Annotated in this window: 19 protein-coding genes; 8 read left to right on the top strand and 11 right to left on the bottom strand. The window is 65.3% G+C overall.

The window, feature by feature from the left end; translation table 11 throughout:
* Positions 1 to 206: 206 nt before the first annotated feature.
* The 3 genes from DIE17_RS19705 to DIE17_RS19695 all read right to left on the bottom strand — a co-directional run bounded on the left by DIE17_RS19705 (position 207) and on the right by DIE17_RS19695 (position 5,591).
* Positions 207 to 2,141 (bottom strand): SMP-30/gluconolactonase/LRE family protein, encoded by a 1,935-nt coding sequence (locus DIE17_RS19705; protein ID WP_124487129.1) that lies wholly within the window; start codon positions 2,139 to 2,141, stop codon positions 207 to 209.
* A gap of 456 nt (positions 2,142 to 2,597) precedes the next feature.
* Entirely contained in the window at positions 2,598 to 3,905 is a 1,308-nt protein-coding gene (locus DIE17_RS19700) for a dicarboxylate/amino acid:cation symporter (RefSeq protein WP_124487130.1), read from the bottom strand.
* Positions 3,906 to 4,385: 480 nt separating this feature from the next.
* Positions 4,386 to 5,591 carry an MFS transporter gene (locus tag DIE17_RS19695; RefSeq protein WP_044847510.1) on the bottom strand — a complete coding sequence of 402 codons (1,206 nt, stop codon included), beginning with the start codon at positions 5,589 to 5,591 and terminating at the stop codon, positions 4,386 to 4,388.
* Positions 5,592 to 6,209: 618 nt separating this feature from the next.
* Here DIE17_RS19695 and DIE17_RS19690 point away from each other — a divergent pair.
* The gene (locus DIE17_RS19690; RefSeq protein ID WP_185641039.1) at positions 6,210 to 8,357 is read left to right on the top strand and encodes a TonB-dependent siderophore receptor; all 2,148 of its coding nucleotides are present in this window, start codon (positions 6,210 to 6,212) and stop codon (positions 8,355 to 8,357) included.
* Between the two features lie 275 nt (positions 8,358 to 8,632).
* On the opposite strand, the gene DIE17_RS19685 is transcribed toward DIE17_RS19690, so the two are convergent.
* From DIE17_RS19685 to DIE17_RS19675, 3 genes are read right to left on the bottom strand one after another with little or no spacing between them, the layout of a single operon-like run.
* Positions 8,633 to 8,809: a DUF1289 domain-containing protein gene (locus DIE17_RS19685; RefSeq protein ID WP_185500436.1), complete on the bottom strand. Its 177-nt coding sequence runs from the start codon at positions 8,807 to 8,809 to the stop codon at positions 8,633 to 8,635.
* A 2-nt stretch (positions 8,810 to 8,811) separates the two neighbouring features.
* Positions 8,812 to 10,107: a CDF family Co(II)/Ni(II) efflux transporter DmeF gene (dmeF, locus tag DIE17_RS19680; RefSeq protein ID WP_124487131.1), complete on the bottom strand. Its 1,296-nt coding sequence runs from the start codon at positions 10,105 to 10,107 to the stop codon at positions 8,812 to 8,814.
* Positions 10,108 to 10,118: 11 nt separating this feature from the next.
* The gene (locus DIE17_RS19675) at positions 10,119 to 10,391 is read right to left on the bottom strand and encodes a metal/formaldehyde-sensitive transcriptional repressor (protein ID WP_044847515.1); all 273 of its coding nucleotides are present in this window, start codon (positions 10,389 to 10,391) and stop codon (positions 10,119 to 10,121) included.
* Positions 10,392 to 10,574: 183 nt separating this feature from the next.
* Between DIE17_RS19675 and DIE17_RS19670 the strand changes: the two genes are divergently transcribed.
* From DIE17_RS19670 to DIE17_RS19650, 5 genes are all read left to right on the top strand, one after another.
* Positions 10,575 to 11,552 carry a chromate resistance protein ChrB domain-containing protein gene (locus DIE17_RS19670; RefSeq protein WP_185641038.1) on the top strand — a complete coding sequence of 326 codons (978 nt, stop codon included), beginning with the start codon at positions 10,575 to 10,577 and terminating at the stop codon, positions 11,550 to 11,552.
* Positions 11,549 to 12,727 (top strand): chromate transporter, encoded by a 1,179-nt coding sequence (locus DIE17_RS19665; protein ID WP_044847517.1) that lies wholly within the window; start codon positions 11,549 to 11,551, stop codon positions 12,725 to 12,727. The genes DIE17_RS19670 and DIE17_RS19665 overlap by 4 nt, the downstream gene beginning before the upstream one ends.
* Before the next feature lie 66 nt (positions 12,728 to 12,793).
* Positions 12,794 to 13,222, top strand: a complete 429-nt coding sequence (locus tag DIE17_RS19660) for a chromate resistance protein ChrB domain-containing protein (protein ID WP_044847518.1) — start codon at positions 12,794 to 12,796, stop codon at positions 13,220 to 13,222.
* Entirely contained in the window at positions 13,209 to 14,465 is a 1,257-nt protein-coding gene (locus DIE17_RS19655) for an MFS transporter (protein WP_124487133.1), read from the top strand. The genes DIE17_RS19660 and DIE17_RS19655 overlap by 14 nt, the downstream gene beginning before the upstream one ends.
* Before the next feature lie 95 nt (positions 14,466 to 14,560).
* Positions 14,561 to 15,646, top strand: a complete 1,086-nt coding sequence (locus tag DIE17_RS19650) for a YncE family protein (RefSeq protein WP_124487134.1) — start codon at positions 14,561 to 14,563, stop codon at positions 15,644 to 15,646.
* Between the two features lie 267 nt (positions 15,647 to 15,913).
* Here the strand turns inward: DIE17_RS19650 and DIE17_RS19640 are convergent, their stop codons facing one another.
* A complete protein-coding gene (locus tag DIE17_RS19640) occupies positions 15,914 to 17,995 on the bottom strand; it encodes a hypothetical protein (protein WP_124487135.1) in 2,082 nt (693 codons plus the stop codon).
* A 239-nt stretch (positions 17,996 to 18,234) separates the two neighbouring features.
* On the opposite strand from DIE17_RS19640, the gene DIE17_RS19635 reads away from it, so the two are divergent.
* The gene (locus DIE17_RS19635) at positions 18,235 to 19,353 is read left to right on the top strand and encodes a helix-turn-helix transcriptional regulator (protein ID WP_124487136.1); all 1,119 of its coding nucleotides are present in this window, start codon (positions 18,235 to 18,237) and stop codon (positions 19,351 to 19,353) included.
* Between the two features lie 846 nt (positions 19,354 to 20,199).
* On the opposite strand, the gene fabF is transcribed toward DIE17_RS19635, so the two are convergent.
* Both fabF and DIE17_RS19620 read right to left on the bottom strand, forming a co-directional pair.
* A complete protein-coding gene (fabF, locus tag DIE17_RS19625) occupies positions 20,200 to 21,492 on the bottom strand; it encodes a beta-ketoacyl-ACP synthase II (protein ID WP_124487137.1) in 1,293 nt (430 codons plus the stop codon).
* 177 nt (positions 21,493 to 21,669) lie between these two features.
* Positions 21,670 to 22,311, bottom strand: a complete 642-nt coding sequence (locus DIE17_RS19620; protein WP_124487138.1) for an acyl-homoserine-lactone synthase — start codon at positions 22,309 to 22,311, stop codon at positions 21,670 to 21,672.
* A gap of 325 nt (positions 22,312 to 22,636) precedes the next feature.
* Between DIE17_RS19620 and DIE17_RS19615 the strand changes: the two genes are divergently transcribed.
* On the top strand, positions 22,637 to 23,299 hold the full coding sequence (locus DIE17_RS19615) for a LuxR family transcriptional regulator (protein ID WP_260427288.1): 663 nt from the start codon (positions 22,637 to 22,639) through the stop codon (positions 23,297 to 23,299).
* 44 nt (positions 23,300 to 23,343) lie between these two features.
* Here DIE17_RS19615 and DIE17_RS19610 read toward each other — a convergent pair whose 3' ends face one another.
* Together DIE17_RS19610 and DIE17_RS19605 are read right to left on the bottom strand one after the other, a co-directional pair.
* Positions 23,344 to 24,147, bottom strand: a complete 804-nt coding sequence (locus DIE17_RS19610) for a transglutaminase domain-containing protein (protein WP_124487140.1) — start codon at positions 24,145 to 24,147, stop codon at positions 23,344 to 23,346.
* Between the two features lie 8 nt (positions 24,148 to 24,155).
* The coding region (locus DIE17_RS19605; RefSeq protein WP_148092729.1) for an alpha-E domain-containing protein at positions 24,156 to 24,587 on the bottom strand (432 nt) is incomplete at its 5' end.

Here is a 24,587-nt window from a genome sequence, read left to right as displayed (position 1 = left end):
GTCTGCCCGTGTCGCACGGCGGCGAGGGCCCTTGCCAGTCGATCGAGTGCATTGCGTCGACGATCGCCGACGTGCCGGCATTACATCGCCGCCCAATGTCAAGCGGATGACCGGCTCCGTTGCGGGCCGGCTTCTTACACATCGTTACAGCGAAGGCATTTCGATGACAGCCATCGCGGTGTCTTCGTGGCCGTGAGGGCTCGCTCTCAAGGCGTCCACCGGTAAACGGTGATGCTGTTTCCCTTCACGTTGTTCTTCGTCACCACGTACTCGCCGTTCGCACGACGGTATGCACGCACGCTGTACATCGCATCGATCGCGCTGCTGGTATCCACGGTCGCCGGGCTCGCGTTGACGAGCGTCGTGTCGAGATTGCCGGTGTCGAGATTGAATGCGTCGATGTTCGGCCACAGCGGCCCGCTGCTGCTGAACCAGTAGCCGACGAACAGGTGGTTGCCGGCCGCATCGATCGACTTCGCGCCGCTGTGCGGCAGCGTGATCACCGGGTTCGGCTTCGTCGTGTTGCCCGCGCGCCAGCCGTGATACACCTCGATGCGCGTGCCGATCGACGTCCAGTCGGTACTGCCGACGACGCCCTGCGCGAGCACCATCGTGTCGCTGTCGGCGAGATAGACGATGCGCGTGAGCGGCTGGATGCTGGCCGGCACCGGCGTCGGCACGCCGGGCCCCCACGACGGCTTGCCGCTCGCATCGAAACCGGTCAGCGGATAGTGATAAATGGCGCCGGTCTTGTCGAGGCCGGCCCATACGCCGCCGTTGCTGTCGAGGCTGAAGCCGGCCGACACGCGCCGGGTCGTGTTGAACGCGGGCCCGGGGATCGATCCGTCCGGAATCGCGACGTAGCCGCTGGCCGCGTTGAAGTGGAAGAAATAATAGACCGGCGGATTCTGCCCCGCCGCGACGAGGATCCGGTTCGCGCCGACCGACGTCAGCAGCCCGAAGTGCTCGTCGCGCTGCGTGTCGCCCATATTGATGCGCGGGTCCGACGGATACGTGAACGGATCGACGGTGTTCGCGACGAAGGTGCCGCCCGCGGTGCCGCTGTAGACGTGCGTGCCGCTGTAGAACAGCGCGCCGTCGGTGACCGGGTCCGGCGCGGCGATGCCTTCGAAGTTCAGCGACTGCAGCGTCCACCGCAGGCTGCCGGTGCTGCCGTACGCGTGAATGTCGGTCGCGCCGTTGCGGCCGAGATCCCAGCTGCCGCCCCACGGGTTGTTGAGCACGTACAGGTTGCCGGCCGTGTCCTTGCCGATGCCGGCCACGCGGGTGAAGCGCTGCGCGCCGACTTGCCCCTTGGTGCCCGTCGTCGTGTCGAGATAGCCGCCGCGCACGCCGAACGTGCCGGCCAGCGCGGGCCGGCCCGCGACGGTATAGCGCTTGATGTTCATGTCGGGGCCTTCGTCGCCGACCATCAGCTGCCCCGTCGCCGCATCGAAACAGAGCGCAGACGGCTGCGACCCGGCGGCCAGCCGGATCGTGTTCAGCAGCGCACCGGCCGGGCTGAATTCGACGACCGCGCCCGCGCTCTTCTGCGCGACCCAGATGTTGCCCGCACCGTCGACGGCGAGCGCGCCCGGCGCCGATACGCCGATGTCGCGCTGCCACACGCCGTCGGTCGTAAACACCCGCACGCGATTGCCATAGAAGTCGCTCGCATAGAGCAGCGAGCCGGCCGTGGCGAGCCCGGTGACGACGTCGATGCGCGGCTGGTCGGTCGCCGCCGTGACCTGAATCAGCTTGTCGCGGAACCGCGTCGCGCGGTTGTAGCGCCCGACCGCGCCGCTGCCGTACCCGTTGCCGGGCTGCAGCGCGACGAACAGCGACGTCGCGTTGCCCGTGATCGCGCTGCCCTGGAATTCCGAGTGCGTGCCGATCGAGCCGACGCTCTTGCCGTTCTGGTAGATCGCGACGCCGCCCTCGTCCTCGTCCCACATCGACGCGGTGTAGATCACGCCTTCGGGCGCGACCCACATCGAACGCGCGACGTTGCCGACGTGCGCGGCGAGCGTGCCGTAGGTGTTCGCCAGCCAGTCGGTGGTGTTGGCCGCGTATCCGGCCGGCGCAATCGTGGCGATCGCGGCGGCGAGCAGCACGGCCTGAATCGGTTTTCCGGCGACCATGGCTGATGCTCTCCTGAATGGTGGAGTCATTCACATGAGGGGGACGGCCGGATGGTTTGAAATCGGCAGTGCGTAAATACTGCCGCCTAAATCATCCGGTGCAGTCGGTATTACATCGCGCGCGCATTCGATAATCGGCTGCAGCGAGAATAGCGTTATATAAATCGAAAAAAATTGTGGACCGCTGGCGCAGACGGCGCGCGCGATTGCGCGAGAGTGAATGACCACTTACGCGCGTACCTTGATATCGAGGAAATCCGGCGTTCACCGACGGGAATATCACCACGGGTCGGAATGCGGCGTATCGGGAATGGGAAGGTTTTTCGGCGGATCGGGAAAATCGCCGGAGGCAGGTAAAGGAACAACTGCCGGCGGGTATTGCCGGCAGACATTGCACCGGCCTGTATCCAGGTCGAATCCAGGCCGGTGCAGATCATTTCATTTGAAACGGGGAAATCACGCGGACGTTGCCGTCTCCCGCACTTCCGCCTGCCTGATCTCGCCGCCGCCGTCCGGATCCGTGTCGTCGCGCGAATCGCCGAGCTGGCCTTCCCACTTCGCGACCACCGCAGCCGCGATCGAGTTGCCGACCGCGTTGGTCGCCGAGCGCCCCATGTCGAGGAACATGTCGACGCCCATGATCAGCAGCAGTCCGGCTTCCGGCAGATGGAACTGGCCGAGCGTCGCCGCGATCACGACCAGCGATGCGCGCGGCACGCCCGCCATCCCCTTCGACGTCACCATCAGCATCAACAGCATCGTGATCTGCGTGCCGAGCGGCAGGTCGATCCCGTACACCTGCGAGATGAACAGCACCGCGAACGTGCAGTACATCATCGAGCCGTCGAGGTTGAACGAGTACCCGATCGGCAGCACGAAGCTCGAGATCCTGCGATTCACGCCGAACCGGTCGAGCGCGTCGAGCAGCTTCGGATACGCGGCCTCGGAGCTCGCCGTCGCGAACGACAGCAGGAACGGCTCGCGGATCAGGCGGATCAGCGTGAACGCGCGCTTGCCGAGGAACGCCACGCCGGCGAGCGTCAGCACGCCCCACAGCAGCGCCAGCGCCAGGTAGAAGCTCGCCATGAACTTCGCGAACGTGAGCAGGATGCCGAGCCCCTCCGTCGTGATCGTCGACGCCAGCGCCGCGAACACCGCGACCGGCGCGAACCACATCACCGCGCCCGTCACCTTGAGCATGACCTGCGCGAGATCGTCGATCACGCCGGTCAGGCGCTTGCCGGCGTCGCCGAGCGCGGACAGCGCGGTGCCGAAGAAGATCGAGAACACGACGATCTGCAGGATCTCGTTGTTCGCCATCGCCTCGGCGATCGATTTCGGCACCAGGTGGACGACGAAATCCTTCAGCGTGAATGCGCCCGTCTTCAGGTTGAGCGCCGCATCGGCGGCCGGCAGCGGCAGGCTCAGGTGACTGCCCGGCTTCAGGATCGTCGCGGTGATCAGGCCGAGCAGCAGCGACGTGAACGACGCGATGAAGAACCAGCCGAACGCCTTCACGCCGACGCGGCCGACCGACCCGCTGTCGCCCATCTGCGCGATGCCGACGGTCAGCGTCGCGAACACCAGCGGCGCGATGATCATCTTGATCAGGCGCAGGAACACGTCGGACAGCAGCGACACATAGCCGGCGACTTCCCTGGCCATTTTCGGGTCGGGAAACGCGCTATGACAGGCGTAGCCCACGGCAATGCCAAGCACCATCGCGATGACGATGTACTTGGTGATGTTGTGCTTCTTCTTCATTAGCAATCCAAATTACAGAATGGGTGTTTCCAACGGCAGGTCGATCGCCGGCATTGAAACGGGGATGGAATTCCGCGAGCGCGGCGCGCCGTTTTCGAATGCCGGAGCCCGTCCGTGGGCATGGCCACGGCGAACAGGGGAGGCATTCTATCGCAAACGCCGGACAATCTTTCAAATCTGAAAGCTAAGGGCGGAATGCGACGCGCGGAACTAGGCGGAGTGGGCCTTCGCCGGTCTGGAGCTTTGGGCTTCGGGCTTCGGGCTTTGGGCTTCGGGCTTCGGGCTTCGGGCTTCGGGCTTCGGGCCTCGGGCCTCGGGCCTCGGGCCTCGGGCCTCGGGCCTCGGGCCTCGGGCCTCGGGCTTCAGGCTTCAGACTTCAGGCTTCAGGCTTCGGGCCTCGAGCCTCGGGCGTCAGGCTTCGGGCACCTGCGCGCCCGTTCGGCCTTGAGCGGGGCGTCGGCGAGCCCGCGGCGTGACGCATCACGCCGGCGACGTACCGGGTCGCGGCATGAACCGGCACAGGCACAGCGGCACCACGACCAGCGCCGCGCCGGCGAGAAACGTGGCCGACGCGCCGAAACGCGCCCACAGCGCGCCGGCGATGCTGCTCGCGAGCAGCATGCAGATGCCGCTCACCAGGTTGAACACGCCGAACGCGGTCCCGCGCAGCGTGGCCGGCGAGGTTTCCGACACCATCGCGGCGAGGATGCCCTGCGTGAAGCCCATGTGCAGCCCCCACACGGCCACGCCGGCGAACATCGAGAGCGTCGACGTGCCGATGCCGAGCAGCAGGTCGGCCGCGATCAGCAGCACCATGCCGGCCGCGAGCAGCACGCGGCGATCGAGCCGGTCCGACAGGATGCCGACCGGCCAGGCGGACGCCGAATAAGCGACGCTCATCGCGACCATCACGCCCGGAATCCACGCCGCATCGAGCCCCGTCTGCTGCGCACGCAGCACCAGGAATGCCTCGCTGAAGCGCGCGAGCGTAAACGTCGCGCCGGCCGCGACGACGAACCAGTAACCGCGGGGAAACTCGCGCAGCGCGTTCCAGCGCAACGGCGAGCGAAAGCGCCGGTCCGGTTTCGACTGCTCCGGCTCACGTACGCCGAAGACGATCAATGCGATCGCGACGAACGCCGGCACCACGGCGAACCACAGCACGGTCCGGATGCGGTCCTCGAACCAGAGCATCAGCACGATCGCGAGCATCGGCCCGAGAAACGCGCCCACGGTATCCATCGACTGACGCAGGCCGAAGCAGGCGCCGCGGATTTCGGGCGGCGCGACGTCGGCCACCAGCGCGTCGCGCGGCGCGCCGCGAATTCCCTTGCCGACGCGGTCGAGCAGACGGGCCGTCACGACCACGGCCGGCGTGGACGCCAGCGGAAACAACGGCTTGGTCAGCGCCGCGAGGCCATAGCCGATCAGCAGCAGCCCCTTGCGGCGCCCGAGCCAGTCGCTGATCGCGCCGGAGAACACCTTGACGATCATCGCCGTCGCTTCGGCCGCCCCTTCGAGCACGCCGAGCGCGGCGACGCTCATGCCCATCGTCGACACCAGATAGATCGGCAACAGCGCATGGATCAGCTCGGACGACAGGTCCATGAAGAGGCTCACGAGGCCCAGGGCCCACACGGTCCGTGGAATCGCAGGCTTGCCGGCAATCGGGGTTGGAGCGCTCATGATCGACCTGCATCGAGGTTGCGGGCGGTGCGACTTGCCACGGGGTTCCCTGTCCCGACAGGACAGGCGCGCCGCGGCGCGGGAACACGTCAGCGCCGGTAATCGGCACACCGCGCGGCAGGACTCGCGTGACTGTGCCGATTGCCCGGCCGTCCGCCACCTCGACACGCGGCGCGGCCGCTGCCCGTTCCGTCAGGCCGCGCACGCCGGCAGTATCCGACCGCTTCGTGACACCGACCGTGACGAGATGCCACGGCCGCCGGAAGATTTCAGGATACAGCGCGCCATGCCAGACCGGCACGCGCGCCGCCCCGCCGGTCACCACCTCGTAGTCGGATCGACAGACTCGCAACACCGAACGGTTCAATGACCGTGCCGGATCAATCCCGACGAACCTCCCCGCGCGACGCGCCCCGCTGGCGCTTCACTCGCCGTCATTGCCTGGCCGCACGCCGTGCTCGTCCGGATCCGGCACGAACGCATCCTTCGGCGTCAGCAAACATCAGACAAAAACAAGAATCCCGGTTATCGCGCAACACTTGTTGACCCTTACTTCCTTTCAAATGATAATGCGTCGCGTTTCGAGATTACGAATCATTACACATGGCAGGTTGGGAAATGAAACACATGTTGCACCCGGCGCGACGGGCCATTCTGGCCGCCATCGCGTGCCAGCCGATCATGGTCGGCGCGGCCTTCGCACAGGAAAACGCAAGTGCGCCGACCGGCACGGCCACCGACGTGTTGCCGGCCGTATCGGTGAGCGCCAGCGCGCTCCGCGATCCGGGGGAAGGCTACAACCCGACGAACGCGGTCAGCGCCACCAGGATCGACGCGCCGCTGCGCGATATCCCGCAGACGGTGAACGTGGTCACGGCCGAAGTGATGCGCGACCAGCATGCGAACTCGCTGCAGGACGTGCTGAAGAACGTCGCGGGCGTCGGGTTCTCGACCGGCGACGGCCAGCGCGACCAGGTCACCATTCGCGGCTTCTCCGCGATTGCCGACCAGTTCGTCGACGGCATTCGCGACGATGCCCTGTATTTCCGGGATCTCTCGAACGTCGACCGGGTGGAAGTGGTCAAGGGCCCGGCTGCCGTTCTTTACGGCCGCGGATCGTCAGGTGGACTGATCAATCGCGTGACGAAAAAACCCGGGGTCGACGTGACCAACTTCGGGATCAGCTACGGTTCGTGGGCCGATCGCCGAGTTGAAGCCGACGTCGGGCGCGTCCTCGCGAACGGCGCGGCCGCCTTCCGGATCACCGGGGCACACGAGGAAGCGAAGAGCTATCGCTCGCAACAGTTCCTGAATCGCACGGCGGTCGCGCCGTCGTTCGAGTTTCGCATCGCGCCGAAGACGACGGTCCTGCTGCAGGCGGACTACCTCGAAGATCGTCGCGTGACGGACTTCGGCATTCCGGCCTATCACGGACGACCGGTCGACGTGCCGGCATCCGCGTATTACGGCGCGGCGAACGCCGGCGACGTGGACTATACGCGATCGCGGGTCTATTCGAGTACCGCGACGATCAAGCACGAGTTCAACGACCAATGGTCGATCCGGAACGCCACCCGCTACTATCACTACTCGCTCGACCGGAACAACACGCTGGTCGGCAGCGTCAACGAGGCGGCCCGGACGTTCACGCTGAATCACGGCAACGTCTATCGCGAGGAACACGGCTGGTTCAACCAGACCGATCTCACGCAGAAGGCCACGCTGTTCGGCATGAAGCACGAGTTGCTGTACGGGATGGAATTCGGCCAGCAGAACAAGGATCTCGTCAGCTACTCGGCGCCCGTCACCGGCGCGAACGGCAAGCCGATGAATTTCGACCTGTTCGCGCCCGCCCTTCCGACGCTGCCGCTGCACACGTCGACCACGCCGACGGCCAACAACCTCGGCATCTTCAAGACCCTCGGGTTCTACACGCAGGACCTGATCAGCTTGAACGAGCAGTGGAAGGCGCTGCTCGGCATCCGCTACGATCGCTTCGAGCAGGAGACGCTCGACCGCCGTCCGAAGCAGCCGGGCCTGTCGCGCACCGATACGGCGTGGAGCCCGCGCGTGGGTCTCGTCTGGCAGCCCACCCGAACGCAGTCGTACTACGTGTCGTGGAGCCGCTCGTTCCAGCCTTCCGGCGAAGCGTTCTCGCTGGCGGCCAACAATGCCGAACTCGCTCCGGAAACCACGACCAACACCGAGATCGGCGCGAAGTACGACTGGCTCGGCGGCAAGGCCACCACGACGATCTCGGTGTTCCGGCTCGACCGCAGCAACATCAAGGTCGCCAATGCAAGCAACACGGCGCTGATTCCGATCGGCGAGCAGCGGACCGACGGCGTGGAACTCAGCGGGGCTGCGGAACTCGGCCACGGCTGGCGCGTGCTCGCGGGCTATGCCTACCTCGATGCCACCGTCACCCAGTCGACGGCCGCGTTGCAGGGCAAGCGCGCCACCCTGACCCCGCGCCACTCCGGCAACCTGTGGCTCACCAAGAATCTCGGCAGCGGCTTCGGCGTTGGCGGCGGCCTGAACCTCGTCGGCGCGCGCATGGCCGATCCGCAGAACACGGTGACGCTGCCGGGTTACGTGACGGCCGACATGATGGCCTGGTATGCGCACGGGCCGATGTCGCTCCAGTTGAACCTCTACAACCTGTTCAACAAGGGCTACATCGTGTCGGCCCACGGCTCGAACCCGAACCTCAACATGCCGGGGGCGCCGCGCAGCGTCATGGCGACGTTGCGATACGAGATGTAGAAGCGGCGCAGTCCCGACGAGGCGTGCCGGGCGGATCGACGACCGTCACCGACCGCCGCCTCGGCAATACCGGATCACGAGCGTCCTGATCCGCGTGACGGCACGCGGACGACGCACATCGTCCGGTGAACGTGTTCGTCGGGCATGCACCGGCGTGGCGGGACCGGTTGATGCAAGCGACGCGGTCGGCACGCGCATCGCCCCGATCCTTCGTCCCGTCCGCCGCGCGTTCGATCTGCTGCAGCCGTACGCGCGACTTCGCGCATACCTCGACCTCAAGCCCGCGTCAGCTTCGCATGCCGCCGCGCGCGGTCGTTCACGATCTGATGGCGCCGGTGATCCGTCATCTTCTTCCAGTCGCGCGCTTCGTCGCGCGTTCGCAGGCATGCCACGCAATAGCCGGTGCGACCGTCGAACGAACACACGTCGACGCAAGGGGACTTGACCGCCATGCTCATCGCCCTCGCGTCGCGGGCACGACTTCGACGGTCACGTGCGACAGGTTCCTGAACCGCTGCAGCACGCCGTGATAGAAGCGCGCATCGCGCTTCGGATCGTCCGTCACCACCGACACGACCGCGCTCATGTGTCCCGGCCCGAGCCGCCACACATGCAGGTCGCCGACCCGGTCGCCCGTGCCTTCGATCGCACCGCGCACGTTGTCCGTCAGGCGGCGATCCGAATTCATGTCGAGCAGGATCCCGCCCGTATCGCGCATCAGGCCGTACGACCAGTTCGCGATCACCAGCGCGCCGATGATGCCGGCCAGCGGATCCATCCAGACCCAGCCGAACGCCCGCGCGAGCAGCAGCCCGACGATCGTCAGGACGGACACGGCCGCGTCGGCGATCACGTGGATGTACGCGGAGCGGATGTTGTGATCGCGCGCCGCCGCCGCGGACGTGCCGTGGTCGTGCTCCTCGAACGCCAGTTCGTGCTCGCGGCCGTTCAGCCGGACGATCGCGTTGAATTCATGCGGCTCGGGAATGGCTTCGGTCGACTCCAGATAGCCGCCGCGACTTTGCATCGCGAACGCCTGACGGCTGCCGTCCGGGCGGATCGTCGTCACCGACACCGCGCTCGCATCGACGAGCTTCGTCTCGTGCGTCGCAGGCGCGACGCGGAACACCGGCGGGACGCCTTCCTCGAACACCGACACGACGAATACGCCCTGCCGATCGAAGATCTGGCGCGCTTCCGCTTCGTGGTCGTGCGCGTGATCGTCGTGATCGTCATGACCATGCCCGTGATGATGCCCGTGATGATGACCATGACCGTGGCCATGATGGTCGCCGCTCAGCAGCCACACGCTCGCGATGTTGACGAGCAAGCCGGCAACCGCGATCGGAATCGCCTCGCCGAAATGAATCGGGACCGGTGCGAGCAGGCGTGCGACCGCCTCGTACCCGATCAGCAGCGCGATCATCGCGAGCACGATCGCGCTCGTGAAACCCGCGAGATCGCCGAGCTTGCCCGTGCCGAACACGAAGCGCGGGTCGCGCGCATGCTTGCGCGCATAGGTATAGGCGAGCGCGGCGATCAGCATCGCGCCCGCGTGCGTCGACATGTGCAGGCCGTCCGCGATCAGTGCCAGCGAACCGAACAGTGACCCGCCGACGATCTCCGCCACCATCATCGCCGCGCACAGCGCGATGACCATCCAGGTCCGGCGTTCGTTCTGCTCGTGCGCGGCGCCGAGAAAGATGTGGTCGTGCCCTGCGCCGAATGCGTCGTTGCTGAAGCTGTTCATTCCGCCTCCGGTTACTTGAAGTAGCTGTGCACGACTTCGATCAGCTGTTCGGTCGCGCTGCCTTCGTCGTCGTGACCTTCGGCGTCGACCAGATGGCTGCGGATGTGATCCTCGAGCACGACCGCGAGCAGGCCGTTCATTGCGCCGCGACCGCTCGTGATGAGGCGGAGGATTTCGTTGCAACCGCGCTCGTCCTCGAGCGCGCGTTCGATCGCTTCGACCTGTCCTTTGATCCGGCGGACACGGTTCAGCAGCTTCTGCTTTTCCTGGATGGTGTGGCTCATGGTGGTCCCTTCATATACCGGGGGGGACTATATATCAAATCGCGTTTCCATATAGGGGGAGGGGTATTTTCCGGAAAAACCAGACGAATGACGCGCGCCTCGCAGGCCGCCCGGCCGCCAGTCACCGCAGCCGCCGCCAAAGTTAACTTGTAGAACTCGTAACGTATGAGTAGCATTTGCTACATGAATTCACTCACGACATGGTCGCTCCTCGTGCTGACCCTTCCCACGCAGAACGCGACGGCTCGCATGCGGTTCTGGCGCGCGCTCAAGGCAAAAGGCTGCGCGGTGCTGCGCGACGGCGTCTACCTGCTGCCCCACTCGGAAGCGCATGAACGGATGCTGCGCGAGCTCGCGGACGCGATTGCCGACAGCGGCGGCAGCGCTCACCTGTTGCGCGCGCCGAGTCTCGATGCGTCGCAGGAGCGGGAATTCCGCGCGCTCTTCGATCGCGGGGAAGACGACGCCGCCTTTATCCAGGCCCTTGCGGACGCCCGCAAGACCCTCGCCGGACAGTCGGCCTCGGAACTGACGCGCTTGCTGCGCCGCATGCGCAAGGATTTCGACGCCATCCGTGCGATCGACTATTTCCCGGGCGACTCGGCCACCCGCGCCGAAGTCGCGCTGCAGGATTTCGTCGCGCTGGTCGACACCGTGCTGTCGCCGGGCGAACCGCACGCCGCGGACCGCGCGATCCGGCCGCTGGCGATCGGCGAATTTCAGGGCCGCACCTGGGCGACGCGGCAGCGAATGTGGATCGATCGCGTCGCCAGTGCCTGGCTGATCCGCCGCTTCATCGACGCACGCGCCCGCTTCGTCTGGCTCGCGTCGCCGGCGGATTGCCCGGCCGACGCGCTGGGCTTCGATTTCGACGGCGCGACGTTTACGCATGTCGGCGAGCGCGTGACGTTCGAGGTGCTGCTGGCGAGTTTCGGGCTCGACAACGACCCCGCGCTGATGCGGCTCGGCGACATCGTGCATGCGCTCGACGTGGGCGGCCCCACGGCGCCCGAAGCGATCGGCTTCGAGGCCGTGATGGCCGGCACGCGCCAGCAGGCAGAGAACGACGACCGGTTGCTCGAGCAGATGGGCGCCGTGCTCGACGCCCTGTACGCACACTTCACGTCGAACGGCAAAAACCAAACCGCGGCCAGATCATGACCACCTCCATCGCCACCACCGAACCGACCTACTCACTTGGCCAGCTGGTCGCCTACATGCTGCGTCTCGGCACGTTCGGCTTCGGCGGGCCGGTCGCGCTCGCAGGCTACATGCGTCGCGACCTGGTCGAACGTCGCGGCTGGATCACGGAAGCCGACTACAAGGAAGGGCTCACGCTGGCCCAGCTCGCACCGGGGCCGATGGCGGCCCAGCTCGCGATCTATCTGGGCTTCGTGCACTACCGCCTGCTCGGCGCGACGCTCGTCGGCTTCGCGTTCGTGCTGCCGTCGTTCCTGATGGTGGTCGCGCTCGGCTTCGCGTACTCACATTTCGGCGGGCTGTCCTGGATGCAGGCCGTCTTCTACGGCGTCGGCGCCGCGGTGGTCGGCATCATCGCGATGAGCGCCTACAAGCTCACGACGAAAACCGTCGGCCACGACAAGCTGCTCTGGGCGATCTTCGTCACGCTTGCCGCCGTGACCTTCATCACGGAATCGGAAATCGCGTGGCTGTTCGTGGTCGCGGGCCTGGTCGGCTGGCTGTGGCGTGCCCCGCCCAAGTGGCTGCAGCGCGGCGGGCTGAACGCGGTTGCTGCCGCCAACCTGCCGGCAGCCAGCGGAATATTGAGCGGCATCGACCTGCCGCAGCTCGTTCAGATCGGCGCGTTCTTCATGAAGGCCGGCGCGTTCGTGTTCGGCTCCGGGCTGGCGATCGTGCCGTTCCTTTATGGCGGCGTCGTCACCGAACATCACTGGCTGAACGACAAGCAGTTCGTGGATGCCGTGGCGGTCGCGATGATCACGCCCGGCCCGGTCGTGATCACGGTCGGCTTCATCGGGTATCTCGTGGCGGGCTTCCCGGGCGCACTCGTCGCCGCACTCGGCACGTTCCTGCCTTGCTATCTGTTCACGGTCATCCCCGCACCTTACGTGAAGAAGTACGGGCACCGTCCGGGCGTCAAGGCGTTCGTCGACGGCATCACCGCCGCAGCCGTCGGGGCGATCACCGGCTCCGTCCTCGTCATCGCGAAACGCTCGATCGTCGACCTGCCGACCGCGCTGCTCGCGGTCGCGACCGTGCTGCTGTTGTGGCGTTTCAAGAAGTTGCAGGAGCCGGTCGTCGTCACGGCTGCCGCGCTCGTCGGGCTCGTGGCCTACCCGCTGCTCCATCATTGAGCCGCATTGCCGGGAGGCGGCCGTGACGCATCGGACGACGTTCGTCCGCCATACAGGAGGCGTGCCGTGAAATGGATTACGCGCGAACGGCCGAAGGTCGACCGCATCGCATGTCCGTGGCTGATTGCGCGGTTCATCGACGATGCGCCGGAATTTCTCTACGTCCCGGGTCCGGACGTCCTGCGACTGGCGGACGAAACGGGCGCGGTGCCCTACGACGTGCCGGGCGTCGAGCTTGGCCACCATGGTGAACGCTGCAGCTTCGATGCGTTTCTCGACCGCTACCGGCTCGACGCCCCGGCGCTGCTCAAGCTCGCCGCGATCGTGCGCGGCGCCGATACCGGACGGCTCGATCTCGCGCCGGAATCGGCCGGGCTGTACGCGATCTCGATCGGCCTGTCCGGACACTTCGCCGACGATCACGAGCAACTGCGGCACGGCATGGTGATGTACGACGCGCTCTACGCGTGGTGCCGGCGTGATGCACGTCCCTAGCAGCCGCCGCGCGTCGACGCTCGCCAGCCGGATGCTGCCGGCGGGCGCGGACAAGGCCGCATGGCTCATCCTCGCCAGCCGCGGCATGCGCGGTTTCTGCGATGGATTCATTGCCGTGCTCCTGCCCGCGTATCTGCTGTCGCTCGGGCTGTCGCAACTGGATGTCGGCCTGATCGGTACCACGACGTTGACGGGTTCCGCCATCGCGACGATCGCGGTCGGCATGCTCGCGAGCCGCTTCACGCAGCGCCGCATGCTGACGCTCGCGGCGGCATTGATGGCGGCGACGGGCATCGGCTTCGCGAGCGTCTCCACATTGTGGCCGCTGTTCGTCATCGCCTTCGCCGGCACGCTCAATCCGAGTTCCGGCGACGTCAGCCTGTTTCTGCCGCTCGAACAGTCGCGCCTGGCGCAAGCCGCCGACGGCGACGCTCGCACGGCGCTGTTCGCCCGCTACAGCCTCGTCGGCGCCGTATCGGCAGCGCTCGGATCCCTCGCGGCCGGCCTGCCGATCGCGGTTGCGTCACATACCGGAATCTCGACGCTGGGCGCGATGCGCGGCATGTTTCTGGTCTATGCGGCCACCGGTGTCGTCGTCTGCATGCTGTATCGGCGGCTGCCGCGCCAGGCAGTTCGCGCGGCGCAGGCAGCGCCGCCGCTCGGCCCGTCACGCCCGATCGTCGTGCGGCTGGCGATGCTGTTCAGCGTCGACGCATTCGCGGGCGGTCTCGTCGTCAACTCGCTGCTGTCGCTGTGGTTGATGCAGCGCTTCGGGCTCTCGATCGCCGCGGCCGGCCAGTTCTTCTTCTGGGCGGGCCTGCTCTCGGCCGGCTCGCAGCTCGCGGCCGCGCCGCTGTCGCGCAGGATCGGCCTGCTGAACACGATGGTGTTCACGCATATTCCGTCGAGCGTCTGCCTGATCGGCGCCGCGCTCGCGCCGTCGTTGCCGCTGACGTTGACACTGTTGCTGATGCGAAGCGCGCTGTCGCAAATGGATGTCCCGACCCGAACCGCCTATGTGATGGCGGTCGTCACGCCAGCGGAGCGACCGGCAGCGGCCAGCTTTACATCCGTCCCGCGCAGCCTCGCGGCCGCTGTCGCGCCGACCTTGGCCGGCGGCCTGTTCGGCCTCGGCTGGCTCGGTGCGCCGCTGGTCGCATGCGGCGCGCTGAAGATCGCGTACGACCTTTCGCTGCTGGCAGCGTTTCGCCACGTCGAACCGGACGACGGCCGGGCACGGTAATCGCGGCCACGGTCGAACAGCAGACGAGCGGGGGAACCATGCAAAGCGATGCCGCCGCCGTGCCAATGCGGTGGCGGCCGTCGCGGGAGGCAATCATGAAGGATCCTGGACGCTGGCGCTACGGCCTGCCGCTGCTCGTCGCGCTATTAGGCGGGCTCGGCACGTCGGGCCTGCCGATTCACCGGGTCTTCGCCGCGGGCGAAGGCGCCTCGACCGGCGCCCTGCCGCTGAAGCATGTCGCGGACATCGCGTTGCCGGGCCGCGCGACACGACTCGACTACGCAAGCCTGGACCCGAGCCGCAACCTGCTCTTCATCGCTCACCTCGGCGACGGCGAAGTGATCGCTTTCGATACGCATGCATCGCGCGTGACCGCCCGGATCGCGGACGTATCGTCGGTACATGGCGTGCTTGCCGTGCCGGCGCTGTCGCGCATCTACGCGTCTGCGACCGGCTCCGACGAGATCGTCGCGATCGACGCCGCGACGCTGAAAATCGTCGCACGCATGCCGGGCGGGCATTATCCCGACGGCATGGCCTATGCGGCCGACCTGCACAAGCTGTACGTATCCGACGAATACGGAAAAACGGAGACGGTCATCGATGTCCGCAGCAACCGGCGCGTCGCGACGATCCCGCTCGACGGCGAGGCCGGCAACACGCAGTACGACCCGGTTTCCCGACACATCTTCGTGAACGTTCAGACGCGGCGCCAGCTCGTCGAAATCGATCCGGCGACGGACCGTGTCGTCGACCGGTTCGACTTGCCGGGTGCGAAAGGCAATCACGGGTTGCTGATCGAGCCGCGCGCCGGCCTCGCCTTCATCGCGTGCGAGGACAACGACGCGCTCCTCGTCTTCGATATGCGCGCACGGCGCATCGTCCGCACGTTCGACCTCGGCGGCGGCCCGGATGTGCTGGCGTTCGATTCGGCGTCGGACGTGCTCTATGTTGCGGGTGAAGCCGGCATCGTTTCGATGTTCAGCGTCCGGGGCCGGAGCGTTGCCAAGATCGGCGAAGGCCGGCTCGGGCCGAACGCGCACGTCGTCGCTGTCGATCCGGGCACGCATCGCTCGTATTTCCCGCTGAAGGATGTCGGCGGCCGGCCGGTGCTGCGCGTGATGGAAGCCGCGAGCGCTGCAAAGCCGGCCGGCCCGGTGCCGCCCGGTGCAGGAACGTAACGGGCGAGCATGATCGGCGGCATCCGTCGTCACGCAGTATCTCGTCCGGTTCGATTTGACACGATCGGCAGCCTGTCGGTTGTCGGCGCCGCCGCCGCGCGTCAGGCCGAACCGATTCTCGCCGGCACGCCGCCCACGATCCGGTCGCGGCGTTCTCCGTCGAACGAAAACACGTCGCGCTCGGCCAGGTCGATCGTTGCCCGCCGACGGGACGACGAATCGCCCCGCCGGCCATGCGCTCGCCGGACGCATTCACCCGGCTGCCTGTTACCGGTCGTACTCGAAGGCCTCGGTGAAGAGCGTGTCGACCGGATCGGACCAGCTCAAGTTCACGAACGAGAAGTCCGCGCTGCCCGTCCAGCCGGCCACCGACGGGAACGCGACGCCCTGGTCGCCCGGCACGTTGAGCGTGACCGAGGCGCCCGGCTGGACCGGCGACGCCGATGCCGAACCGTTGACGAACGTCGCCGCCGGCTGCCCGGCCGCGGTTGCGCGAATCTGCACGTTGCCGCGTTTGACGAACGGCAGACCCGATTTCGACGTCCAGCCCAGCGGGAAGGTCGCGCCGCCCGCGAACGTGTTGGCGGAGCCCGGCGTCAGCTTGTCGCGCGTGGACTGCGCCAGATCGTGCCACGCGTACTGGCGCAGCGCGTCGGGCGACGGCGACGGCGTACGCAGCCGGACCGTGTAGTGCCGGGCCGGCGTCGACGTGTTGCCGTTCTGGTAGATGTCGATCGTATAGGCGCTGAACGGCTTGATGTCGGCCAGCTCCGCGGTGCTCAGTTGCGGCTTCGCCCATGCGGTATTGTTGCGCGGCGCGTCGCCGGGCCACGTGAACAGGCCCTGGTTGGCCGGATCCTGCGCGACGCCGGCCAGACGGAAGTTGTTGCGGCACTGCGGGTTCTTCGCCAGTGCGGCGAGTTGCGCCGGCGTCTGCCCGCTTGCGATCTGCGCGCGGATGTTCAGCGTGTCGCAGGTCCCGCTCGACGGCTGGAGAAACACGCCGTTGCGCAAGCCGGGGCCGTTGACGATCGCGAAGTCCACCGCGGTGCCGGCCGCGTCGACGGCACCCACCTGCAGGTTGAGCGAATCGACGAACGCGTTGGTCCCCGTCGACGGATTGGCCGGATTCAGCCAGTCCCACTTCTGTGCGTTCGCATTGACCTTGCTCAGCACCGCGCGCTGATTGCCGACCACGCGCCAGCCGGTATCGCCGTTCGCGAGACTGCCCGCCCGCACCGCGAGCTGTACATGCTGCTGCATGCCGTCGCGAATCCCGTCGCTGCGCGTCCACGCGAGCTTGACCCACATCGTGTCGCTGGCAACGACGCGGATGACTTCCGGCAAGCTGAAGCTCGCGTTGTTCATCGCATCGTCGGCCACGATGCCCGGCGTGCCGCCTGCCGGCGCGCCGAACTCCTGGTCGACCGACATCCCGTTGTTGAGGTACGCGGAAGGCACGCCTGCATTCAGCGCGCCGGACGCGACGTCGTCGACGAAGATCCGGCCGCATGCCGATACGCTGCCGCCCGTGCGCGCAGCGCCGGTCGAACCGGCGAAGCACTGGTTGAGCGCGCTCTGCAATGCCGCCAGATCGCTGGCGCTCGGCAGGTTCGACACCACCGCGCCATTGATGGTCGCGGCGGCCGGCAGGCTGGCCTTGTCGCTCGCCTGCGGCGCGACGCCGGGCGCGAGCTGAAGCTGCACCGGCGTATCGCTGGACGCGCCCGCCACCGAGCTGATCTGGACGCCGCCATCCGGCAGGACGTTGATCTTGATCTGGTCGAGCAGCCGGTCGAGACCCGGCGCGCCCGCCGTCAACGGGCCGGAAATCAGGTCGACGCCCGCATTGCCGGTGGCGGCCAGCAGGTCGGCCAGCGCCGACGAATAGGCTTGCACCGTGCTGGCGACGGCCTGGGCCGTGACCTTGCTTTGCAGCAAACCGGTGTCGGCCAGCAGCTTGGTCGGGTTGTCGCCGACGATCGTGGCGGCAATCGCGTTCGTGATCGGCGTGATGTTGATCGTCTGCGTGCCGGCCGTGGCGCTGAGTGCGATCAGCGTGGCCTGCGAGTCGGCGACGTTGCCGTATGCGGACAACGCGAAAGGCGCGGTCAGGCCGGTCACCGTGCATTGAAACGCGCCGGTCGACGCATCGGCCGGGCAGTCGACCGCTTTGCCGGTCGCATCGACCAGTTTCACGGTGGCGGCCTGCATCGCGGCGCCGGCGGCCGCGACCCCGCTGACCGTCTGCGCGGCGGGCGGTGCGGGTGGCGAGGAGGAATCGCTGCCGCCGCCACAAGCCGACAGGACAAGCACTGCAATACCGGATACGACAGGTGTGAGTTTCATTGCGTTTCCCCCGAGCCCCTTCTGGTTGATGCGTGTCACATACATTGCGCGTGCACGCTGAATGGCGAGGATTCTCGCAAAGACGATTTTCTCGATCATCATTCAGGTGGATGAAAATCGGGAAATAACAGGGCATGAAATGCAAATAACCTGTGTTAGCCTGAAAAAAATTCGGTATTCGAAGCAATATCGTCAGACAAAATCAGAATACGAAGATCGCGAAGCGACGGGGTGAACACATGCAACGAGACCAACTCATCGGGGACCTCTATGAGGCCGCGCTGCATCCGGACGGTTTTCTGGAAGTTTTTCACCGGGTATCCGAATCGCTCGGCGCAGACGTATTTCACATGTTCAGTTGGGACGTCGCGCGCAATGCCCCGAAATTCTCGATCTATTCGCCGCGCGCGGAATTCGACGAGATCATCGCGCTCTACGATCAGTATTACGGCGCGCTCGATCCGCGCCGCGGCTTCGTCGAGAACGCACCGCTCGGCGAATTCGTTTGTTGTCAGGATCACCTGACCGAGCGCGACGTCGAACGCAGCGAGTTCTTCCAGGACTATCAGATTCCGTCGGGATTTCGCTACCTGATGGGGATTCGCTTCGCGCGCCCCGGCAGCGACAACATTCTGCTCGGGTTACTGCGCGCGCACGGCCGCACACCCTATTCTTCAGAAGAACGCGCGACCCTGACCGGTATGGCCGGGCATCTGCAGCGCTCGATCAACCTGTGGCAAGACGCACGAGTGCTGCATCGCGACGCCACGCTCGGCGCCGAACTGATGGAGGAGCTGGGCCTTGCCGTCTTTGCGCTCGACCGGCACGCGCGCGTCCAGTTCGTCAACCAGGCGGCCGAGTCGATGCTGCGCGCCACCACCTGCCTCAAGCTCGAGAACGGGCACCTGAGCGCGACGAGCGCGCCCCAGAACGAGGCACTCAAGGCGGCGCTGGCGCGCGTCGCGAAGACCCGCAAGAGCGAGAGTCTTGCCCTTTCCGGCACGTTGGCCGCGGCGCACGAGATTTTTCTCGGCATCGCGGCATTGTCCGGACAGGCGCTCCATGCCACGTTCGGCGATGCGACGATACTGATCACGGTCAGGCGACGCAGCGGCGCCCCGCTCGTCGTCGCACAACAGCTGCGGCAATCGTTCGGCTTGTCGAGCGCCGAAGCCGCGGTCGCGGAAGCGTTGATCAGCGGCAAGACGCCCGACGAATGTGCGGCGAGCGCCGGCGTGTCGCTTGCGACGGTTCGCAGCCAGTTGCGTGCGATCTATGAAAAGACCCACTCGCGGAATCAGGCTGAAGCGGTCGGTCGGATGCTGTGGGTCCTACCGCAACACAAGCGCACGAATTGATACGTCGAAACGGCGAGCGGGGCAGCGGTCAAAACGCTTTGGCATTTTTTTAGCTTGTCGGTGGAGGACGTACGCGTTCCTTGAGCAGGATCTTGGCTGAACCCGATGAGAATTCGTCGGAACTCGGTGGTGCTGCTCAATCATTGGCGGCTATACGATGGACGCGATACTTCCTCGTCCCATGCAATTTGCATGGTTCGTTAGCCCCGGCAAGTTTCACGGCCATTGTCGGGGCCTTTTTTGATTTCAGTTCCTGTCCCATTCGCTCGCCGACGCGGCCATGCCGACCTGCGATCGGCTGTCGCGACGCGCGACGGCGAGACGGCTGGTGTGCACACTCGCTGCACACATGCCGGCCATATTCCCGGTGTTTCAGGGCCGCTCCAATTGCCCCAATGGCGTCCGTTCCAGCAGGACGGCGAACAGATGAGCGCTCGGCCACGGCCAGCACGGCGGCCGGGGTGATTTGGTATGGGAGGTATCCGGAATTTCGTGTGTGAGGCGGGTTAAAACTCAGACTCCGATGCTGAGTCGTTCCGGGCAAAGCAATGCAAGCTGCGGCATCACGCTTCTCCAGGCGTGCCGGGAGCCTGTCCACTTGGCAACGACGTTGCGCAAGGCCAACCGGATCGGCACGAGCGCGTGCCGACATTTGCGCCTGCGGCGGATCCAGGCGTGGTGCGCGAGGCTGAGGGGGCGGACAGCACGTCTGGCGCACGGCTGGATCGGCCCGCGACTCACCATCGAACCGATGGAGCGCTGGCGGCGCCATGGCATGGCGTCGAACGCCAACTATTCGCAATACTTACGAAATCAGAAGCGTGCGCAAACCCTGTTGGTGTGCAGTCAATGCGACCCTGCCGATCTATCCGGCGGGTAGCGTTTAAACAGCACCGATGCATTGACGCCGCCAAACCCGAACCCGTTGGACAGTGCGATCTCGACGGGAACGCGCCGTGCGGAAGGCCCGATCAGGTCAAGTCCGGCAGCGGCTTCGTCGGGGTTCTCGAGATTCAGCGTTCCGGGCAGCACGCCATCCCGGAGTGCGAGAATGGAAAACGCCGCTTCGATGGCGCCCGCCGCGCCGAGCAAATGCCCGGTTGCCGACTTGGTCGAGGAAATCGCCGGGCCGGCGCCCACGCCGAAGACAGCCTTCAGCGCCTCGATTTCGCCAGCGTCGCCGACCGGCGTCGATGTCGCATGCGCATTGACGTAGTCGACTTGCTCCGGGGCGATTTCGCCCATCGCCAGGGCCAGCTTCATCGCCCGCATGGCGCCGGATCCGTCGTCGGGACCGGCGGTCATGTGATAGGCGTCCGCCGTGGTTCCGTACCCGATGATTTCCGCGATCGGTCGGGCGCCGCGTGCGAGGGCATGGTCCAGAGACTCGACCACGAGCATGGCCGCTCCCTCGCCCATGACAAATCCGTCACGATCGCGGTCGAACGGGCGCGAAGCGCGAATCGGCTGATCGCCGAAGCCGGTCGACAACGCTCGCGCCGCCGCGAATCCGCCCAGGCTGACCTTGTCGAATGCCGCTTCTGCGCCGCCCGCCAGCACGACATCGGCCTCACCGGTCCGGATCATGCGCATTGCGTCGCCGATCGCCTGCACGCTCGCCGCACAGGCCGTCACCGGACAGCCGAGGGGCCCACGGAACTGATGCTTGATCGAAATCTGGCCGGCCGCCAGATTCGAGAGAAAGAACGGAATGGTGAATGGCGACAACCGCCGCACGCCACGCGTCTCGCCGATCCTGACCGCCTCCGCCAGCCCGGGAAACCCACCGATGCCCGACGCCACGACCGTCGCTGTCCGCTCGCGTTGATGCTCGGCTTGCGGAGCCCATCCGGCTTCCGTCAGCGCCTCGTCTGCCGCAACCATCGCCATCTGGATGAAGCGGTCCATCTTCCTCAGTTCCTTGTTCGGCACCGAGAGTTCCGGATCGAAACCGCCGTCGGGATCGTCGGCCTTCCCCTGTACGGTCCCGCCGACCTTGGCGGACAGTTCACCGACGATGTCGTCACCGAGCCGGCGAAGCCCGGAGCCGCCTCCGATCAGGCGCTGCCACACCAATTCCTTACCGCAACCCAGCGGGGACACAATGCCAATACCGGTTACCACCACTCGAAGCGTCATTTCACCTTCCCCTCACGGACCAGGACCAGCTGACCCACATCGTTAAAGCCGTTCATCTTCAGGCACACCTTTAGTAGTGCTGTATTGCGCCGAGCCACTTCAGGAGAGAGCCGGAGCCGCCCGACTCGCGGCGGACCCTGGACCTTCCCGATGCGCGTCGCGAATTCGCTGCGCTCGTCAGAACGCGTGCGACACATGCGCACTGCGCGACATGTTGAGCGGCACGCCGTACTCCAACGCGTCGAGGTTCAGCGCTGCGCGCGTTTGTTGATCTATCTCGATCCAGAACGGCAAGGTCGGCTTGCCTTCGATCATTTGCGGCGGCGCAGCGCGATGCACATTGACCCCCATGCGCTTCAGAAGCCGTTCGTTGCCGAGCACGGAGAATGCAATGAGACGGTCGGCGCCATGCGCGTGCGCGACACGGACGATTTCGGACATCAGGGAGCGCGTGTTTTGCCACGATTCTTCCGCCGTCAACGACTCGCCGCTCCGCATGCTCATCGCGAAGCGGGACAGTTCCCACACATTGCGCGTACTGGGAAGGGAAGCACCGCCCATCAAATCCGGAAAAACTTCACCCAGCAGATAAGGCTCGTCGGTCGGCAACAACCGGCCGCAACCGACGATTTCGCCGCTGCGGTCGAAAGCGACGACATAAAGGGGGGCCGCGTGATCGAAGTCGTCAAATTCGATGCCATCGTCCGTAGGCAATGACCAGCCGAGTTCCTGTATGAAGACCTTATGCCGAAACTTCGCAAGTCGATACATCGTCTCGTGACTCAAATCAGCGCTGTTTCCCGACAATAAAGTCAGCATCGCGAATGCCCTCTCTCTTATCTTCAGAATTGTTAGGCGCGATTGGACCCGAAATTGAAAAGACAAGAAAGCTGCCCGAATGGGCAGGTGGCAGGCGTCTGGACGCCACTTCAACACCCGCCGCCAGATAACAATTCAGTATCCGACACCATGTTTGCCGATCGATATTTCAAATATTGACGACGATCCTTGAATAATTTATAAAAAATCGATCAGCGCACCAACCACGAAATACAGCCCCTTTAGGGACAAGATTGACCAAAAAGGTAATGATATGCAGGCCTGGACAGAGAAGTATCTGAATGGATACGCTGGGGCAAAATCCGTGGCTGACGTGTTTCTGGAGTTCACGGCAGACGTGCGAGCACTTGGATTCGAGTACTGTTCGTTCGGTCTGCGCGTTCCGTTGCCGGTCAGTCATCCGCGGTTCATGCTGCAGTCCAACTATCCGGAGACCTGGGTCGAGCGCTATGTGAGCCAAAACTATTTTGCCGTCGATCCGACGGTCCGGCATGGGCTCAGTCGGCTGACACCCCTGATCTGGCGCGCCGACAGCCAGACACAAAATGTCGAATTCTGGGACGAAGCGGAGCACTTCGGCTTGCGCCACGGCTGGTGCATGCCATCCATCAGCCGCACCGGGGCGATCGGACTCGTGACCATGGTGCGATCGGACGAGCCGATCGAGGAGCGTGAACTCGCGGAAAAGGGATACCAGATGTCATGGCTCGCGAACACCGCCAACTGCGCGATGAGCATGCATCTGCTTGCGCAGCTTGCGCCCGAATATGCCGTCGAGTTGACGGCACGCGAGCGCGAAGCGTTGCAATGGTCCGCCGCGGGGAAAACCTACTCCGAGATTGGCAAGATCATGTCTGTCGACGAGCGGACCGTGAAATTTCACCTCGTCAATGCAATGCGCAAATTGAATTCGGCCAACAAGACCGAGGCCGCGGTCAAGGCGGCAATGCTGGGGCTCTTGTTCTGACGTCATTTGCTTCGTCGCTCACTCGCTGAATAGCGAAGATCGACTCAGCGAGCCGACAGTGTGACCGCAATCTCCGCGGTCAGCGTTTCAGCGCCCGAGTTCGACTGGATGCAGGTGACCGGCGCGGCGCCGCAAGCGTCGATGCCAGTCGCCAGTTTCACGTAGTGTTCGTCGGGACAGAGATTGTTCGCCGGATCGAAGCCGATCCAACCGAGATGGTCGACATAGACTTCAGCCCACGCATGATCGATTGCCTGGATTCCGTCGTCGCCTATCAGATAGCCCGAAGCGAAGCGCGCGGGAATGCCGAGCCGACGCGCCACGGCGATGAATACATGAGCATGATCGCGACAGGTCCCGTGGGAACTGATCCACGCAGCTTCTGCATCGGTGGCGTCGTCGCAATTCTCCGCCCCGGATGCAAGGCGATCGTGCACGATGTCCATCAACTCGTGTAGTTGCAGAAGACGGTTTTGCGTGCTCTTCAGGGCAGAGGCAAGCTCCATCAGCGAGTCTCCGGGACGCGTGAGAGGCGACTCGCGCAGGAACAGCCACGGATTCGTACGATCGTCTGCAGAACCGAGCACCCCATCCTTGTTGTGCGTCGTCACTTCGCCGCGTGAAACGATGACGATCTCCTTGTGGTCGTTTGAGTGACACACAAGGTCGACATGGTTGCCGAATCCGTCGATGTACGACAATGCCGGCTGCATGTCGTTTGCAAGCAATTCCCAGTGCCCGACCGTCTGACCGGGATTCGACGACGGTCGCAGTCGAAGGCGCTGCAATACCTGCTGCAACGGCTCGTCGAGGGCATAACGCAGGGTATGGGTGATCCCGATATGCATTGCAGTGCTCAATCGAAGTTGTAGGCCTGGGCGATTTCGAGCCCCAGTCGCTGGTTGCGCCGAATGAAGCCGGTCAGGAACTCGTGCAGGCCGTTCTTGAAGACTCGTTCGATCGTACTGTCGGAAAGCATCGTGAGCGTCTGTGCGGCGGTGCCGTGGCACGCGTGAGCGATGCCATGTTCTTTCACGAGCAAGTTGAGACTCGACATGACGCGTCCGTAGCAATAGCGCAGCGAGCGCGGCATGCGGCCGTTCAGGACCAGGTAGTCCGCGATGTTCAGCGGCTTGTACTGCACACCGTACACCCAGCGGTACGAGTTGTTTGCCTCGACCGACCGCAGGATCGATTCCCAGTGGTTGGTATCGAGGATCGTGCCCACGTGCGACACCGACGGCAGCAGCAGGTGGTATTTCACGTCGAGGATCCGCGCGGTGTTGTC

Origin of the sequence: Burkholderia sp. Bp9099, from assembly GCF_003857805.1 — a bacterium.
Classification (GTDB): domain Bacteria; phylum Pseudomonadota; class Gammaproteobacteria; order Burkholderiales; family Burkholderiaceae; genus Burkholderia.
Note: the sequence above shows the minus strand (reverse complement) of the source record. Positions and strands in the feature narration are given on the sequence as shown.

Bases quoted from the DNA above. Each gene is read 5' to 3' on its own strand.
- DIE17_RS19635 (WP_124487136.1), top strand. From the start codon at position 18,235: ATGCAACGAGACCAACTCATCGGGGACCTCTATGAGGCCGCGCTGCAT.
- dmeF (WP_124487131.1), bottom strand. From the start codon at position 10,107: ATGAACAGCTTCAGCAACGACGCATTCGGCGCAGGGCACGACCACATC.
- DIE17_RS19640 (WP_124487135.1), bottom strand. From the start codon at position 17,995: ATGAAACTCACACCTGTCGTATCCGGTATTGCAGTGCTTGTCCTGTCG.
- DIE17_RS19705 (WP_124487129.1), bottom strand. From the start codon at position 2,141: ATGGTCGCCGGAAAACCGATTCAGGCCGTGCTGCTCGCCGCCGCGATC.
- DIE17_RS19700 (WP_124487130.1), bottom strand. From the start codon at position 3,905: ATGAAGAAGAAGCACAACATCACCAAGTACATCGTCATCGCGATGGTG.
- DIE17_RS19670 (WP_185641038.1), top strand. From the start codon at position 10,575: ATGAATTCACTCACGACATGGTCGCTCCTCGTGCTGACCCTTCCCACG.
- DIE17_RS19665 (WP_044847517.1), top strand. From the start codon at position 11,549: ATGACCACCTCCATCGCCACCACCGAACCGACCTACTCACTTGGCCAG.
- fabF (WP_124487137.1), bottom strand. From the start codon at position 21,492: ATGACGCTTCGAGTGGTGGTAACCGGTATTGGCATTGTGTCCCCGCTG.
- DIE17_RS19690 (WP_185641039.1), top strand. From the start codon at position 6,210: ATGAAACACATGTTGCACCCGGCGCGACGGGCCATTCTGGCCGCCATC.
- DIE17_RS19650 (WP_124487134.1), top strand. From the start codon at position 14,561: ATGAAGGATCCTGGACGCTGGCGCTACGGCCTGCCGCTGCTCGTCGCG.
- DIE17_RS19685 (WP_185500436.1), bottom strand. From the start codon at position 8,809: ATGGCGGTCAAGTCCCCTTGCGTCGACGTGTGTTCGTTCGACGGTCGC.
- DIE17_RS19695 (WP_044847510.1), bottom strand. From the start codon at position 5,591: ATGAGCGCTCCAACCCCGATTGCCGGCAAGCCTGCGATTCCACGGACC.
- DIE17_RS19610 (WP_124487140.1), bottom strand. From the start codon at position 24,147: ATGCATATCGGGATCACCCATACCCTGCGTTATGCCCTCGACGAGCCG.
- DIE17_RS19620 (WP_124487138.1), bottom strand. From the start codon at position 22,311: ATGCTGACTTTATTGTCGGGAAACAGCGCTGATTTGAGTCACGAGACG.
- DIE17_RS19675 (WP_044847515.1), bottom strand. From the start codon at position 10,391: ATGAGCCACACCATCCAGGAAAAGCAGAAGCTGCTGAACCGTGTCCGC.
- DIE17_RS19655 (WP_124487133.1), top strand. From the start codon at position 13,209: ATGCACGTCCCTAGCAGCCGCCGCGCGTCGACGCTCGCCAGCCGGATG.